Source organism: Amycolatopsis sp. YIM 10, assembly GCF_009429145.1.
GTDB lineage: Bacteria > Actinomycetota > Actinomycetes > Mycobacteriales > Pseudonocardiaceae > Amycolatopsis.
In genome coordinates this window covers 7,423,076-7,437,943 of the sequence record NZ_CP045480.1, presented here as the reverse complement: position 1 = coordinate 7,437,943, position 14,868 = coordinate 7,423,076, and the positions used below count along the sequence as shown (strand labels likewise).

The 14,868-nt window shown below is 70.7% G+C and carries 17 protein-coding genes; 9 read left to right on the top strand and 8 right to left on the bottom strand.

Features of this window, described 5'->3' with window-relative positions:
- Window positions 1-43 precede the first annotated feature (43 nt).
- Window positions 44-949: a M56 family metallopeptidase gene (locus tag YIM_RS35055; protein ID WP_153034391.1), complete on the bottom strand. Its 906-nt coding sequence runs from the start codon at window positions 947-949 to the stop codon at window positions 44-46.
- Window positions 946-1,320, bottom strand: a complete 375-nt coding sequence (locus YIM_RS35050) for a BlaI/MecI/CopY family transcriptional regulator (RefSeq protein ID WP_153034390.1) — start codon at window positions 1,318-1,320, stop codon at window positions 946-948. The genes YIM_RS35055 and YIM_RS35050 overlap by 4 nt, the downstream gene beginning before the upstream one ends.
- A 53-nt stretch (window positions 1,321-1,373) precedes the next feature.
- On the opposite strand from YIM_RS35050, the gene YIM_RS35045 reads away from it, so the two are divergent.
- Window positions 1,374-2,090 carry an SDR family NAD(P)-dependent oxidoreductase gene (locus YIM_RS35045; RefSeq protein ID WP_228004213.1) on the top strand — a complete coding sequence of 239 codons (717 nt, stop codon included), beginning with the start codon at window positions 1,374-1,376 and terminating at the stop codon, window positions 2,088-2,090.
- Window positions 2,091-2,186: 96 nt separating this feature from the next.
- Window positions 2,187-2,369 carry a hypothetical protein gene (locus YIM_RS35040; protein ID WP_153034389.1) on the top strand — a complete coding sequence of 61 codons (183 nt, stop codon included), beginning with the start codon at window positions 2,187-2,189 and terminating at the stop codon, window positions 2,367-2,369.
- 78 nt (window positions 2,370-2,447) lie between these two features.
- Here the strand turns inward: YIM_RS35040 and YIM_RS35035 are convergent, their stop codons facing one another.
- Window positions 2,448-3,032, bottom strand: coding sequence for a hypothetical protein (locus tag YIM_RS35035; protein WP_153034388.1), 585 nt, complete (start codon window positions 3,030-3,032; stop codon window positions 2,448-2,450).
- Window positions 3,033-3,201: 169 nt separating this feature from the next.
- On the opposite strand from YIM_RS35035, the gene YIM_RS35030 reads away from it, so the two are divergent.
- From YIM_RS35030 to YIM_RS35015, 4 genes are read left to right on the top strand one after another with little or no spacing between them, the layout of a single operon-like run.
- Window positions 3,202-4,449 carry a glycosyltransferase gene (locus tag YIM_RS35030; RefSeq protein WP_153034387.1) on the top strand — a complete coding sequence of 416 codons (1,248 nt, stop codon included), beginning with the start codon at window positions 3,202-3,204 and terminating at the stop codon, window positions 4,447-4,449.
- Window positions 4,446-6,272, top strand: coding sequence for a glycosyltransferase family 39 protein (locus YIM_RS35025; protein ID WP_153034386.1), 1,827 nt, complete (start codon window positions 4,446-4,448; stop codon window positions 6,270-6,272). Before YIM_RS35030 ends, YIM_RS35025 begins: the two co-directional genes overlap by 4 nt.
- A gap of 10 nt (window positions 6,273-6,282) precedes the next feature.
- On the top strand, window positions 6,283-6,792 hold the full coding sequence (locus YIM_RS35020) for a DinB family protein (RefSeq protein ID WP_153034385.1): 510 nt from the start codon (window positions 6,283-6,285) through the stop codon (window positions 6,790-6,792).
- A 46-nt stretch (window positions 6,793-6,838) separates the two neighbouring features.
- Entirely contained in the window at window positions 6,839-7,549 is a 711-nt protein-coding gene (locus tag YIM_RS35015; RefSeq protein WP_153034384.1) for a class I SAM-dependent methyltransferase, read from the top strand.
- 20 nt (window positions 7,550-7,569) lie between these two features.
- Here the strand turns inward: YIM_RS35015 and YIM_RS35010 are convergent, their stop codons facing one another.
- The 4 genes from YIM_RS35010 to YIM_RS34995 all read right to left on the bottom strand — a co-directional run bounded on the left by YIM_RS35010 (window position 7,570) and on the right by YIM_RS34995 (window position 12,009).
- Window positions 7,570-9,777, bottom strand: a complete 2,208-nt coding sequence (locus YIM_RS35010) for a xanthine dehydrogenase family protein molybdopterin-binding subunit (protein ID WP_153034383.1) — start codon at window positions 9,775-9,777, stop codon at window positions 7,570-7,572.
- Entirely contained in the window at window positions 9,774-10,289 is a 516-nt protein-coding gene (locus tag YIM_RS35005; RefSeq protein ID WP_153034382.1) for a hypothetical protein, read from the bottom strand. The genes YIM_RS35010 and YIM_RS35005 overlap by 4 nt, the downstream gene beginning before the upstream one ends.
- A gap of 239 nt (window positions 10,290-10,528) precedes the next feature.
- Complete coding sequence (locus YIM_RS35000; protein ID WP_153034381.1) at window positions 10,529-11,521, bottom strand: xanthine dehydrogenase family protein subunit M; 993 nt, start codon at window positions 11,519-11,521, stop codon at window positions 10,529-10,531.
- Window positions 11,518-12,009: a 2Fe-2S iron-sulfur cluster-binding protein gene (locus YIM_RS34995; protein WP_153034380.1), complete on the bottom strand. Its 492-nt coding sequence runs from the start codon at window positions 12,007-12,009 to the stop codon at window positions 11,518-11,520. The genes YIM_RS35000 and YIM_RS34995 overlap by 4 nt, the downstream gene beginning before the upstream one ends.
- 86 nt (window positions 12,010-12,095) lie before the next feature.
- Between YIM_RS34995 and YIM_RS34990 the strand changes: the two genes are divergently transcribed.
- Together YIM_RS34990 and YIM_RS34985 are read left to right on the top strand one after the other, a co-directional pair.
- Window positions 12,096-12,761 carry a TetR/AcrR family transcriptional regulator gene (locus tag YIM_RS34990; RefSeq protein WP_228004212.1) on the top strand — a complete coding sequence of 222 codons (666 nt, stop codon included), beginning with the start codon at window positions 12,096-12,098 and terminating at the stop codon, window positions 12,759-12,761.
- Window positions 12,758-13,756, top strand: a complete 999-nt coding sequence (locus YIM_RS34985) for a serine hydrolase domain-containing protein (RefSeq protein ID WP_153034379.1) — start codon at window positions 12,758-12,760, stop codon at window positions 13,754-13,756. The genes YIM_RS34990 and YIM_RS34985 overlap by 4 nt, the downstream gene beginning before the upstream one ends.
- Here YIM_RS34985 and YIM_RS34980 read toward each other — a convergent pair.
- On the bottom strand, window positions 13,734-14,432 hold the full coding sequence (locus YIM_RS34980) for a TetR/AcrR family transcriptional regulator (RefSeq protein WP_153034378.1): 699 nt from the start codon (window positions 14,430-14,432) through the stop codon (window positions 13,734-13,736). The genes YIM_RS34985 and YIM_RS34980 overlap by 23 nt on opposite strands.
- Before the next feature lie 276 nt (window positions 14,433-14,708).
- Here YIM_RS34980 and YIM_RS49755 point away from each other — a divergent pair, with 276 nt between their 5' ends.
- Entirely contained in the window at window positions 14,709-14,840 is a 132-nt protein-coding gene (locus YIM_RS49755; RefSeq protein ID WP_255462764.1) for a hypothetical protein, read from the top strand.
- Window positions 14,841-14,868 lie beyond the last annotated feature (28 nt).

Below are 14,868 nucleotides of genomic sequence, written 5' to 3'. Positions count from 1 at the left end.
GACGAGCCTGGCTTGGCCAGAGGCTTGGTCAGCCTGGCCCGGCTCAGCCTGGCCAGAGGAACAGGCTGACCGGCGTCGACGCCAGTGCGGTGGTCGCGGCGAGCGCGATCCAGCGGGCGGGCAGCAGCTGCCGTCGGCGGGGCTCGGCGATGCGGTCCAGCCGCGCGGTGATGTCGCCCTCGATGCCCAGCGTGCCGGCCGGGGTGGTGAACCCGCCGTCGCGGAAGCGCCGCAGCGCGGCCAGCAGGCAGCCGCGTGGGTGCGCCCGGCAGGCCCTGTCGTCGGCGCGCATCTCCAGCAGCAAGGCAACGGTGGCCGAGATTTCCTTGGCATAGCGCGAATTCGGCAGCACCCGGCGCAACGCGGTGAACGGCACCAGCACCAGGTCGTGCCGTTCGCGCGCGTGCGCCCGCTCGTGCCCGAGCACCGCGGCGAGCTGACCGCGATCGAGCATCTCCAGCGTGCCGGAGCTGACCACGATCCGCGGCCGCAGCCCCGGCACGCAGTAGGCCATCGGCGCCGGGTGGTCCACCACCACCGCGCCCGGCGCGGCCGGATCGGTGCGCCCGAGCAGCGCGAGCAGATCGCGCTGGCGGCGCCGGATCCGCAGCACGCCCACAGTGGACGCGACCACGGTGACCGGCACCAGCACGGCGGTGACCACGGCGGCGATCAGCCAGCAGAGCCGCGCGAGCGTCATCTCCGGCGGCAGGCCGGTGCTCAGGTCCTCGGTGAACTCACCCAGCGCGGGCAGCATCGGCCGGTCGTAGGGCGCCAGCCCGAGCGCGCCGAACAGGCCCACCACGCACAGCACGCCGGTGGCCAGCAGCAGTTGCCAGGCCACCACCGCGGCGCCGGGACTCTGGCTGCTCCAGCGCGCGCCCAGCAGCGGCGGCACGGCGAGCAGGCAGAGCACCAGCGTCACCGCCAGGTGCGCGACCGCGCTCATCGCGACTTCCGGTGCCTGTCCAGCGCCTGGCTGAGCGCTTCGGCCTCGGGATTGCTCACCGAGCGCGCGAAGTGGGTCAGCGCGGCCTCGCGATCACCGGTCAGTTCGAGCGCGTCGAGCATCAGCCGGGCCACGTAGGCGTCACGGCTGGCGGCCGGGCGGTAGGACCAGGCGCGGCCGTCGCGTTCGCGGAGCACAAAACCCTTCTTCGCCAGCCGGTCGAGCACGGTCATCACCGTGGTGTACGCCGGTTTGCGCTCGGCCAGCGCGTCGGCGACCGCGCGCACCGTCACCGGATCGGCGTCTTCCCGGTCCCACAGCACGTCCATCACCGCGCGTTCCAGCTCGCCCAAACCGCCTGTTCCCGCCATGCGCCACATGGTAGGTGGCCGCCGGGCTAGACTCTGCCGGAGATCTCTCGGCAGTGGAGAACGAGTTGACCGCGCACGAGTTCACCGGCAGCCGTGCGGTGATCACCGGCGCGGCCGGGGCCATCGGGTCCGCGCTGGCCAGGGCCATCGCCGAGGCGGGCGCCGAGGTGCTGCTGGTCGACCAGGACCCGGCGGCCCAGGTGCTGGCCGCCGAGCTGGGCGGCCGCGCGGTGCTCGGCGACCCGAGCGAGAGCGGCCTGCCCGCCGATGTCCTGATGGAACTGGACGGTCCGCCGGAACTGCTGGTGCTGGCCACGGACGAGCAGGTGTGGTCCCCGGCGGTCGAACTGAGCGAAGCCGACTGGCAGCGGCAGTCCGAAGTGAACGTCGGCGCGTTGTACCGGATGGTGCGCGCGGCCGCGCCGTCGATGGCCCGGCGCGGTTCGGGCGCGGTGCTGGCTGTCTCGTCGGTGACCGCCGAGCGCGCGGCGGTCGGCGCGGTGCCCTACGGCGCGACCAAGGCGGCGGTTTCGCAGTTGGTACGCGGGCTCGCGGTGGAGCTGGGGCCGAGCGGAGTGCGGGTGAACGGCATCGCGCCCGGGCCGCTCGCGGACCGGCGCAGCCGCCGCCGGGTGGTGGAGCGTGTGCCGCTGGGCCGCCTCGCCGACCCGGCCGACCTGGTCGGGCCCGCGATGTTCCTGCTGTCGGCGGACGCGCGTTACGTCACCGGCCAGGTCCTGGTGGTCGACGGCGGGTACGCGCTGTCGTGATCCATTTGTGACGCAGGTCTCACTCGATAGAGGTGTAAGGCGGCCGCGCAGTGGGTATCCGGGTCGAGGCTACGTCTGACCTGTGAGAGGTACCCGATGACCGACAGCCGAGGCGCCGCGTCGCTGGAGATGATGTTCCGCGCCTGGCGGATGGAGATCGACCGGGAACCGATGGCCGATTGCCTGTCCACCACCGCGATTCTCGACCGGCTGCGAGAGGCCGCGGAACCCGGTTGGCTTTCCGCGAACCCCCCGCGCCGGCCCGGCGCTGTGGCCTAGGAACTCTTTCGTGCCAACCCGCTTCAGTGGTTGCTTCCTGGCAAATCACCGCTGTTGACCGGGTTCGACCAACCGCGTCTAGTTGCCCGGCGGTTGCTGACCATTCTGCGGTTGCTGGCCGTTCCGCGGGGGCTGGCCACCTTGCGGGCCGCCCTGCAGGACGCGTTCCGAGACCGTCTTGGCCACGGCACCTTCCCCGGGAGCGGCGGTGACGGTGACCGAGTCCCCGTTCGCGATGTCGTCCGCGCTGCCGCGGCCGAAGGTGGTGTTCCCGTCGATCGGGTAGGTCCTGGTGTAACCGTCCTCGCTCTTCACCGCGACCGAGGTCGCGCTGATCTCGGTGACCTGGCCGAACTGCATCACCTCGGTGGTGTAACCGCCCTTGCCGTCGGGCACGGTGTACTCGCCGTGCAGCGCGGAGGCCAGTCCGTCGGGCAGGCGGATCATCGGGCCGCCGCCGTTCGTCATCATGCCGCCGGGGCCGCCCTGTTCGGTGGTGGAGGTGCCGCTCGCGGCGTAGACGGCGATCCCGCCGGTCGCCGCGATACCGACCGCGATCGCCGCCGCGGCCGCGGTCTTCTTGCCCGACCACCGGGGCCGGGGCGCCGGCGCGCCCCACTCCGGGGCCGGCTCGGAAGGCTGGGGGCTGGCTGGCTCGGTCATTGAACTCACTCCTCGTCGCTCCGGCTTCGACGCCGGCTGAGGCTCAGCTTCGAGGCGTTCCCTGTGCGCCCGCTGTGTGACGGCTTGGCCCGGCCTATGGCTTCCGCTCACAGGCGCGCCACAGGATCAGCACAAGGAGCACCCAGCCCGGGCCACCAGTTTCGTAGCCATGACAGCGACTCTGCCCGCGGACACCCGGCGCGCGCCGGTCGAGACGGACGGCCCGGCCCCGGTGCTCGACGTCGTGGTGCCCGTGTACAACGAAGAGACCGATCTCGGCCCCAGCGTGCGGGAACTGCACCGGCACCTGAGCCGCCGCTTCCCGTACCGGTTCCGGATCACCATCGCCGACAACGCCAGCACCGACCGGACCTGGTCGATCGCCGAGGGCCTCGCCGGTGAGCTGGCCGAGGTGACCGCGGTGCGGCTGGAGCAGAAAGGGCGCGGCCGCGCCTTGCACTCGGTATGGCTGGCCTCGGACGCGAAAGTGCTGGCGTACATGGATGTCGACCTGTCCACCGACCTGGCCGCACTGTCCCCTTTGGTCGCTTCGCTCATCTCCGGGCACTCCGACGTGGCGATCGGGAGCAGGCTGGCGCGCGGTGCGCGGGTGGTGCGTGGAGCCAAGCGGGAGATCATTTCGCGCTGCTACAACCTGTTGCTGCGCGGCACGCTCTCGGTACGCTTTTCCGATGCCCAGTGCGGCTTCAAGGCCATCCGCGCGGATGTGGCGCGCGAACTGCTGCCGCACGTCGCCGACACCGGCTGGTTCTTCGACACCGAACTGCTGGTGCTGGCGCAACGCGCGGGCGCGCGCATCCACGAGGTTCCGGTGGACTGGGTGGACGATCCCGACAGCCGCGTGGACATCGTCTCGACCGCGATCGCCGATCTGCGCGGCATCGCCAGGCTCGCCCGCGCGCTGGCCACCGGCACCGTGCCGATCGGCAGGCTGCGCGACCAGCTCAACCGCGCGCCGGCCCCGGTGAACGCGCCCGGCGTGCCCGGCGGACTGGTCCGCCAACTGGTCCGGTTCGCCGCCGTCGGCGTTGCCAGCACGCTGGCCTACCTGCTGCTGTTTGTCCTGCTGCGCGGTGGTTTCGGCCCGCAGGCGGCCAACTTCGTGGCACTGGCGGTGACCGCGGTGGCGAACACCGCGGCCAACCGCAGGCTCACCTTCGGCGTGCGCGGCGCGGCCGGTGCCGGTCGCCACCACCTCGAAGGCATGCTGGTGTTCCTGCTCGGCCTCGGGCTGACCAGTGGTTCGCTGGCGCTGCTGCACTCGGCCACCAGCCCGTCCCAGCCGATCGAGCTGATCGTGCTGGTGCTGGCCAATCTCACCGCCACCGTCCTGCGCTTCCTGCTGCTGCGCGGCTGGGTGTTCAACCCCCGCCGCAACCGATCGGAGAACAAGTGACCGCCACCCTGACCGCCCCCGCCCGCCCTGCGCCGTCCACTTCGGACACAGTGCCGCCCCGCTGGGTGCGGCCGGCCTTCTGGGGGCTGCTGCTCGCGACGGCCGTGCTGTACCTGTGGAACCTCGGTGCGTCCGGGTGGGCCAACTCGTTCTACGCCGAAGCCGCCCAAGCCGGTTCGATGGACTGGAAGGCGTGGTTCTTCGGTTCGCTCGACCCCGGCAACACGATCACCGTGGACAAACCGCCCGCGGCGCTGTGGCTGATGGGCCTGTCCGGGCGGATCTTCGGCTTCTCCAGCTGGAGCATGCTGGTGCCGCAGGCGTTGCTCGGCGTCGGCTCGGTGGTGCTGCTGTACGCGGCGGTCCGCCGGTGGTCCGGTCCCGGCGCGGGATTGCTCGCCGGTGCCGCGCTGGCGGTGACCCCGGTGGCGGCGCTGATGTTCCGCTTCAACAACCCGGACGCGCTGCTGACCTTCCTGCTGGTGCTCGGCGGTTACTGCGTGGTGCGCGCGCTGGAGAAGGCGTCGCCGAAGTGGCTGGCGCTGGCGGGCGTGGCGATCGGGTTCGGCTTCCTGGCCAAGATGATGCAGGCGTTCCTGGTGCTGCCCGCGTTCGGGCTGGTGTACCTGATCGCCGCGCCGACGGGACTGGGCAAGCGGCTCCTCCACCTGTTCGGCGCGGCTGTCACCGTGGTGGTTTCGGCGGGCTGGTACATCGCGGTCGTGGATCTGTGGCCCGCGTCCTCGCGGCCGTACATCGGCGGGTCCGCCGACAACACCGAACTCGACCTGGCGCTGGGCTACAACGGGCTCGGCCGCATCTTCGGCGGTGCCGGCAACGGCGGCGGCATGGGCGGCGCCGGTGGCGGGAACATCGGGTTCGGCGGGGAAACCGGGCTGGGCCGGATGTTCGGCGACAGCTTCGGCACCGAGGTCTCCTGGCTGCTGCCCGCCGCGCTGATCGGCCTGGTCGCCGGGCTCTGGTTCACCCGCTGGCGGCCGCGCACCGACCGCACGCGCGCCGCGCTGGTGCTGTGGGGCGGCTGGCTGGTGGTGACCGCGCTGGTGTTCAGCTACATGGAGGGCACCGTGCACCCGTACTACGCGGTCGCGCTGGCGCCGGCGATCACCGCGGTGGTGGCGATCAGCGGGCGCGAGCTGTGGCGCGGCCGTGAGCACCTCGCGCCCCGGTTGTTCCTGGCCGGCATGGTCGCGGTGACCGCGGTGTGGAGCTACATCCTGCTCGACCGGTCCTCGGCGTGGCAGCCGGCGATCCGCTGGACGATCCTGGTGCTCGGCATCCTGGTCGCCACCGCGGTCGCGGTCGGCGTGCACGAGTTCCGCCGGGTCACGCGGGCGGTGGCGGTCGCGGCGGTGACCGTCGGGTTGGCGGGCACGCTGGTGTTCGGGATGGCCACCGCGGCCGTGCCGCACTCCGGCTCGATCCCGATTTCCGGGCCCGCGAGCGGAATGGCCTTCGGCATGCCGGAGGGGGAGGCGCCGTCGGCGGACCTGGTCGCCGCGTTGCAGGCCAGTCCCGAGCAGTGGGCCGCGGCGAGCAACGGCACGCGTGGTGCGGCCGCGCTCCAGCTGGTCAGCGGGAAGTCGGTGATGCCGATCGGCGGGTTCAACGGCGGTGACCCGGCGCCGACGCTGGCGCAGTTCCAGCAGTACGTGGCCGAAGGCAAGATCGGTTACTACATCACCGACGGCGGTCGCATGGGCGGGCCAGGCGGGGGGAGCAACGAGATCGCCGAATGGGTGGAGGCGAACTTCACCGCGACCACGATCGGCGGGCAGTCGGTCTACGACCTCACGCCGTAGGATGCCCGCCATGGGGATCGACCGGATCAGCCCGCCGCTGCGCGGGGACGAACGCGAAACGCTGCGCGCATTCCTGGACTTCCACCGCGCCACGCTGGAAATGAAGTGCGAAGGATTGTCCACAGAGGAATTGCGGCGGCAGTCGAGCCCGCCGTCGACGCTTTCGCTGCTCGGGCTGGTCCGTCACCTGGCCGAAGTGGAGCGGACCTGGTTCCGCCGGGTGATCAACCGAGAAGAAGGCCTTCCGTTCCTCTGGTCGTCCGAAAAGGACTTCCAGGCGGCGTACGACGCCTCGAACGCCACCCGTGAGGAGGCGTTCGAGGCGTGGCGGGCCGAAGTGGAGCATTCCCGCCGGATCGAGCGTGAAGCGGAATCCCTCGACGTGACCGGGCACAACTCCCGCTGGGGCGAGGATGTCTCGCTGCGATTGGTGATGCTGCACCTGATTCACGAGTACGCCAGGCACAACGGCCACGCCGACTTCCTGCGCGAGGCCATCGACGGCGAAGTCGGGGCCTGACCTGCGAAAGTGGCGGTGTTCGGGGCGGCCGGGCCAGGATGGCGCCATGACCGCAGGGGTGAACGACTACGACAGCTTCGCCGAGGCGTATGACGCCGAGAACGAAAGCAGTCTCAACAACGCCTACTACGAACGGCCCGCGACGCTGGCCCTCGCCGGGGACGTGGCCGGGAGGCGGATCCTCGACGCAGGCTGCGGCGCGGGCCCGTTGTTCGAGGCGCTGCGCGACCGGGGCGCGTTGGTGTCCGGTTTCGACCGGAGCGCCGGAATGGTCGACCTGGCCCTGCGCCGACTCGGTTCCGACGCGGACCTGCGGGTCGCCGACCTGGCGGAGGAGTTGCCCTACCCGGACGACACCTTCGACGACGTCATCGCCTCGCTGGTGTTGCACTACCTCGAGGACTGGGGCCCGACCCTCGGCGAGACGCGCCGCGTACTCAAGCCAGGCGGACGGCTCATCATTTCGGTCAACCACCCCACGGCCGAGTACTGCTTCGCGCGCCTTTCGGGGACGCGGCCGGACTACTTCGCGACCTACGCTTCGACCGACGAAATGATGCTGGGCGATGTGGCGGCCCCAGTGAGGTACTGGAACCGCCCACTGCACGCCATGACCGACGCCTTCACCGCGGCGGGCTTCCGGATCTCGCTCATCAGCGAACCGCAGCCGATACCGGCCGCCAAGGAAAAGTTCCCCGAGGATTTCTATCTGCTCTCGACGGCTCCCAGCTTTCTCTTCTTCGTCCTGGAGGCTTAGCCCACAGGGTTGGTGCGGGGTCAGAGGAGTTTGTCCAGGGTGAGGGGGAGGTCTCGTAGGCGTTTGCCGGTGGCGTGGTGGATGGCGTTCGCGACGGCGCCGGCGACGCCGGTGATGCCCACCTCGCCGATGCCCAGCAGGCCCAGGGGCATCGTCGGGGCTGGGACGTCGAGGTAGTGCACGTTGATGGGTGGAATGTCGGCGTGCACGGGGACGTGGTACTCCGACAGGCTCGGGTTCATGATCCGCCCGGTACGCGGGTCGACGAGGGTTTCCTCCGACAGTGCCATGCCGATGCCCATCACGATCCCGCCCTTGAGCTGGCTGGTGGCGGTCTTCGCGTTGATGACCCGGCCCACGTCGAAGACGCCGGTCCAGCGGGATATCCGGGTTTCGCCGGTGTCCGGGTCGACGCGCACCTCGCAGAAGTGCGCCCCGCTGGCCGCCTTCACCCAGCGCCGCTGGTCCATCACGAACTTCGACATGAACCGGACCTGCCCGGCCACCGCGCCCAACCCGGAATCGGCCCCGACCGAGACTTCCAGGTACGGCTTTCCGGCGGCGGTGATGATCTCGGCGGGGGAGCCACCGGGGTGCTTCTTCGCCAGCGCGCCCAGTGCGTTCGTGAGCTTCTCGCAGGCGGACAGCAGGCTCGCCGCGATGCTGGCCGTCTGGGCGGAGCCGCCCGCGCTGGGGCCGATCGGCAATGCGGTGTCGCCGTATTCGACGCGCACCGAGTCGACCGGGACACCGAGCGCGTCCGCGGCGATCTGCGCCTGTGCGGTCGCGGCGCCCATGCCCATTTCCTGGAAGCCGCAGCGGACCAGCACCGAGCCGTCGGCCGACCAGCGCACCCGCACGTTGGCCGGGAACTGCCACGCCGGGTGGTACGCCGCCGCGACGCCCCAGCCGACCAGCCACTGCCCGTCCCGCATCGAGCCGGGCTCCGGGGTCCGGTCCGCCCAGCCGAATTCGGCGGCGCCGCGCACGAAGCACTCGCGCAGCATCCGGTGCGCGAACTTCTTGCCGTCCAGCGGGTTCACCGTCGGTTCGTTCCGCATCCGCAGCTCGATCGGGTCGATGCCGAGCCGGTAGGCCAGTTCGTCGACGCCGGCCTCCAGCGCGAAGGTGCCGATGGACTCACCGGGCGCGCGCATGAAGGTGTTCGGTGTGGTGTCGAGTTCGACCAGGTTCTGCTGCACCAGGATGTTCTCGGCGGCGTAGAGGTGCCGAGACTGCGAGGTGACCTGCTCCGGGCCACCGCCCCCGCTGCCGGTCTGCGTGATGCTGGTGTGGATGAGTGAGGTCAGCCGCCCGTCGGTGTCCGCGCCGAGCGCGACCCGCTGCGTGGACGGTGTCCGCCCGCCGACCGTGCGGTACACGCTCTCGCGGCTGAGCAGCATGCGCACCGGCCGCCCGGTCACCCTGGCCGCGAGCGCGGTCAGCACGGTGCCCGCCCACACCGCGCCCTTGCCGCCGAACCCGCCGCCGACAAACGGCGCGAGCACGCGGACCCCGCCGACCGGCACGCCGAACTTCAGCGCCAGATGCCGTCGCACCCAGTCGACGCTCTGCGTGGCTTCGTGCACGGTCAGCCGGTCGCCATCCCAGAGCGCGGTGGTGGCGTGCGGCTCGATCGCGTTGTGGTTGTGCGCCGGGGTGGAGAACCGCAGGTCCACCGAGACCGGGGCGGCGGCGAGTGCGGCTTCGGCGTCGCCCTTCTTCGCGCCGCCGGACTGGATCATGCTGTTCGGCTGGGGTTTGGCGTTGCCCTGCTCGGCGTTGAAGTCCACAGTGGACTTGAGAACCTCGTACTCGGCGCGCACGAGTGCGGTGGCCTCGCGGGCGGCTTCGAGCGTGTCGGCGACGACCACCGCGATCGGCTGCCCGTTCCAGAACACCTCGTCGGTGTTGAGGTAGTTCACCCTGGTGCCCGAGGCCAGCGTGCTCAGGTTCAACGGGTTCGGCTTGGCCGGCTTTTTCATCGGTGGCGCGTTCTCGTGGGTGATCACGGCCAGCACCCCGGGCACGGCGAGCGCGGCCGCGGTGTCGATGGCGGTGATCCGGCCACGGGCCACGGTCGAGTGCACCATGCTCGCGTAGGCCAGGCCCGGGTACGGGAACTCCGCGGCGTAACGCGCTTCCCCGGTGGTCTTCACCGCGCCGTCGACCCGATCGAGCGGGCGGCCGACGGCCTTGGTTGCGGGGGCTTCCTGGAGTTGGGTCATGCCGCGCTCCTGCTGGTCAGTTGTCGCGGTGTCGCGGTGATGGTGCGCCGGGTGAGTTCGCTTTGCCGGCGGTAGGCGGTTGGGGTGAGTTCGGTTTCTGTGGTGCGGGAGGGCTTCTCGGTTGTTGGGGTGCCGGGTAGTGGGTGTTCTGTTTTTGTGGTGGGCCGTGGTTTTGGGGCGATCTGGCGGAGGGGGCGGCCGATGACTGGGGCGTGTTCGGGTGCCGCGGTGGTGCGGGAAGGTGCTTCGGTTGCTGGGGTGTTGAGTGGGGTGTGTTCGGTTTCCTTGGTGCGCTGTGGCTGTGCGGCGACCTGGTCGAACGGGTGGCTGGCGGCTGGGGCGAGTTCGAGTTCTGTGGCGGCGCGGAAGGATTGCTTGGTTGTTGGAGCGCCGGGCAGGGCGTGTTCGGTTTTTGTGGTGCGCTGTGACTGCGCGGCGACCTGGTCGAATGGGTGGCTGGCGGCTGGGGCGAGTTCGGCTTCGGTCGCGGTGCGGGAGGGTTTCTTGGTCATTGGGGCGTCGAGTGGGGCGTGCTTGGTTTTTGCGGTGGGCCGTGGGTTTGTGGCGGTCTGGTGGAGGGGGCCGTCGTTGGCTGGGGCGGGTTTGGGGTCCGCGGGGGTTTGGGAGGGTTTCTTGGTTGATGGGGCTTCGAGTAGGGGGTGGTTGGTTTTTGTGGTGTGGCTTGGGTGTGTGGTGAGCTGGTGGAGTGGGTGGCGGGCGGTTTTGGCGGCGGGGGTGTTCTGTAGGTGGGTCATGCCGCGCTCCTGCTGGCTAGTTGGCGCAGCGTCGCGGTGATGGTGCGGCGGGCGAGTTCGATTTTGAATGCGTTGTGTTCGCGGCCGACGGCGGGTGCGAGTTCGGCGTCGGCGGCGGTGTGGAAGGAGTCGTCGGTTGCGGGGGCGCCGAGTAGGGAGCGTTCGGCTTCTGTGGCGCGCCAGGGCTTTCCGGCGACGCCGCCGAGGGCCAGGCGGACGGAGGTCACCGTGTTGTCGCGGACCTCCAGTGCGGCGGCGACCGAGACCAGTGCGAAGGCGTATGAGGCGCGGTCGCGCACCTTGCGGTACCGGGAGTTCGCGGCGAACGGCAGCGGAGGCAGCTCGATCGCGGTGATCAGCTCGTCGGCGGCCAGCTCGGTCTCCACCGCCGGAGTGTCACCCGGCAGCCGGTGGAACTCGGTGAGCGGCAGTCGCCGGAGTCCGCGCAGGCTCTCCACCTCGACCGTGGCGTCCAGTGCGGCGAGCGCCACGCACAGGTCGGACGGGTGGGTGGCGATGCACGACTCGCCGGTGCCGAGGATCGCGTGGCCGCGGTTGAACCCGCCCAGCGCGTCGCAGCCGCTGCCCGGCTCGCGCTTGTTGCACGCCGAAGCCTGGTCGTAGAAGTACGGGCAGCGGGTGCGCTGCAGCAGGTTGCCGCCGACGGTGGCCATGTTGCGCAGCTGGGCCGACGCGCCCGCCAGCACGGCCTGGGTGAGTACCGGGTAGCGGGTGCGGATCAGCGGATGCGCGGCCAGCGCGCTGTTGCGCACGAGCGCGCCGACGCGCACGCCGCCGTCCGGCAGTTCCTCCACTTCGGTCAGCGGCAACCGGCTGATGTCGACGATCGTGCCCGGCTGCTCGACGGTGGCGCGCATCAGGTCGACCAGGTTCGTGCCGCCGCCGAGGAACTTCGCGTTCGGCTCGGCGGTGATGGCGCGCAGCGCGCCGGGCACGTCGGTGGCGCGGTGGTAGGCGAAGGACCTCATGGCGTGGCCACCTCGCGAATCGCGTCGACGATGCCGTTGTAGGCACCGCAGCGGCACAGGTTGCCGCTCATCCGCTCGCGGATCTCGGCGTCGGTCAGCTCGGCCCGCGGCGCGCCGACGTCGGCGGTGACCGCGCTCGGCGCGCCCGACCGGTGTTCGTCGAGCATGCCGATCGCCGAGCAGAGCTGGCCGGGGGTGCAGTAACCGCACTGCAGGCCGTCGTGGCGGACGAACGCGGCCTGCAGCGGGTCGTCCAAGCCCTCGACGGTGGTGATCTCGGCGCCGTCGTACTGCACGGCCAGCGCCAGGCACGAGTTGATCCGCACCCCGTCGGCGAGCACCGTGCACGCCCCGCAGGCGCCCTGGTCACAGCCCTTCTTCGTGCCGGTCAGCCCAAGGTGCTCGCGCAGCGCGTCCAGCAGGCTGACCTGCGGCGGAAGGCTGAGCGCCCGGGCGGTTCCGTTGACCCGCAAGCGCAGCTCGGTCACTGGTCCTCCTGTCGGTTCGGTCCTGCCCAAGATAACGGAACGGCGGTCTCTTAACAAGAGGACGGCGTTCTTTTAACCTGGGTCGTATGCTGTGGCCCGAGATGGGACAGGGATTCGTCCGGGCCAGGAGGCCGGAGCAGAAGCGGCAGCGGCGCGAGGCGATCCTCGCCGCCGCTCGCGAACTCGCGCTGAAGTCCGGCGTGCGCTCGGTCAGCCTGGGGAACGTGGCCACCGCCGTGTGCCTGGCCAAGTCCAACGTGATCCGGTACTTCGGCACACGCGAGGAGATCTACCTGGAGCTGGCCGCGGAGTGCTGGACCGAGTGGGGTGCCGCGCTGACCGGCAGGCTGGCCGGGGTGAACGCCGCCGACAAGCTGGCCACCGCGATCGCCGAGACGCTGGAGGCGCGCCCGCTGTTCTGCGATCTGCTCGGCCACTCCGCGACCACCCTGGAGCACAACGTGTCGGTCGAGGCCGCCCGCGCGTTCAAGCAGCAGGTGCAGGTGGTGCTCGGCGAACTGGGCGAGGCGATCGAACGGACCGGCATCGGCCTGACCGCGGCCGAGGGCTTCGAGGTCGCCGCCGCGGGCACGATCTTCGCCGCCGCGCTGTACCCCGCGGCGAACCCGCCGTTGACGTTGCTCGAGGTGTACGCGCAGGATCCGGCGCTGAAGGCGATGTGCCCGCCGTTCGTGCCGACGCTCGAACGCGCCCTGTTCGCCCTCATGGCCGGGATGCCGGCGCTGCGATGATCGAAGGCACGGTCGCGCCCGGCTTCGAGGACGTGCGCGAGGCGTTCGAACTGGACCACGGCGGTGGTGCGCAATTGGCCGTCCACCAGCACGGTGAGCCGGTGGTCGACCTCTGGACCACCGGTGCGGGTGACCGGATCTCGGTCACCATGTCGGGTACGAAGGCGTTGGTGGCGATCTGCGCGCACCTGCTCGCCGAACGCGGTGACCTGGACCTGGGCGCGCCGGTGACGCACTACTGGCCCGAGTTCGGCACCGCGATGCCGGTCGCGTTCCTGCTGTCCCACCGCGCCGGGCTGCCCGCCTTCGACCTCGACGGGGAGGATCTGCTCGACTGGGACCGGTGCGTCGCGGCGCTCGCCGCGCTGACCCCGGCGTGGGCACCGGGCACCGCTTTCGCCTACCACTCGACCACGTACGGCTTCCTGGTCGGCGAGGTGATCCGGCGGGTCACCGGCACCACCGTCGGCCGGTTCTTCGACGAGGAACTGGCCCGCCCGCTGGGCCTCGACCTGTGGATCGGACTGCCGGCCGCGCGGGAAAACCGGGTCTCGCCGATAGGTCCGAACCGGACGGCGCTGGCCGAACTGCTCACCACACGGGCAGGACGAGCCGCGGAGATCCCATCGGCCAACGGCATCGGCGACGCGCGCTCGCTGGCGAAACTGTACTCGTCCGTCCTCAATGGACTGCTGAAACCGGCGACGCTGGACCGCGCGTGCACCCCGCAGACCGACGGCCTGCCGACACCGGCGGTCATGCCGCACCCGCAACGGTTTTCGCTCGGTTTCGAACTTCCGCGCAGTGCGTCACCGCTGCTCGGTCCGGCCTCGTTCGGCCACGCCGGTGCCGGTGGGCGACTGGGCTTCGCGGACCGGGAGACCGGGCTGGCCGTCGGGTATGTGTGCACGCATTCCGGCTGGAATCCAGGGCGCGGACCGGATGAGCGCTGGCTGCCCTGGCTGGCCGCGCTCAGCCGTCGGCGAGGCGGTTGAGCCACTCGCCGAGCAGGGCCTGTTCTGCCGGACTGAACGGTACGTCGCCGGTGAGCGCGGCACGCAGCGCGACGGCGCGCGCCGGGAGATCCACAGTGGACTTCGGCCCGGCTTCGCCGGTGGTGATCGTGCGAACCACCATTTCCCTGGCCACCGTGGGAATCTCGGGATCGCGCTCCGCTTCCGGCTGGGCGATCAGTGAAAGCACCACGCCGACGCCGGTGGAATGCGTCAGCTCGGCGGCCCGTTCCACGCTCATCTTCAACCGTCCGGCGGCGGCGATCCGCGAGATGATGCCGTGCAGCATCGCGGCGGCCTCCCGCGCGGCGGGCGACGGCCCGCCGGGGCGCGCTTCGCCGTACATCAGCGCGTAGAAAGCTGGCCGTGTCAGGCCGAACTGGATGTGCAGGTCCCAGCCGCGGCGCAGGTCGTCGACCGGGTCGCCGGTCTCGCCGAGTTCTTGCTTGCGCCCCAGGTACTCCTCGAACCCGTAGGAGGCCACCGCGTCGAGCAGGCCGTCCTTGTCGCCGAAGAGCCGGTACAGCGCGGGTGCCTGCACTCCGGCCGCCGCGCTCACCGCGCGGGTGGACACCGCGTCGCGGCCGCCGTCCTGCAACAGTGCCGCGGCCGCGCGCAGGATCCGGTCGCGGGTGGACAGAGCCTGGTCAACCGTCATGTTTCCGATGGTAACAAAATTCCGGTAGCACTCTTTTGCGCTGGCTCCGTTTGCCACTCAGCGGTAGGCCGGGTGGCGGTATCGGTGCAGGTGAACCGGGTAGGTGGTGACAGTGTGTGGAAAATTTTCCCGATCATTGGTCCGTTGTGCCATCATTGGGCCGTTCGCGGTTTGAGGGAACCGGCGAATGGGGGACACAGAGCTACCGGTCCAGCACTTCCGGCCCATCTGCGTCGCCCGGTTGGTGCAGTACAGATCATCAGGGGAGGAGATCGCATGACCACCACCGAGTCCAACCGCAAGGACCAGTCGGTCGAGAAGCCCGAGGACAAGCACGAGGGGCACAACCACGAGGTCGGTACCCAGTGCAGTGGGGGCTGCCCGCAGTCGCCGCCGCCCGCTCCGTGAGCTGACCGCTTCGAGCTGATCACCAGGT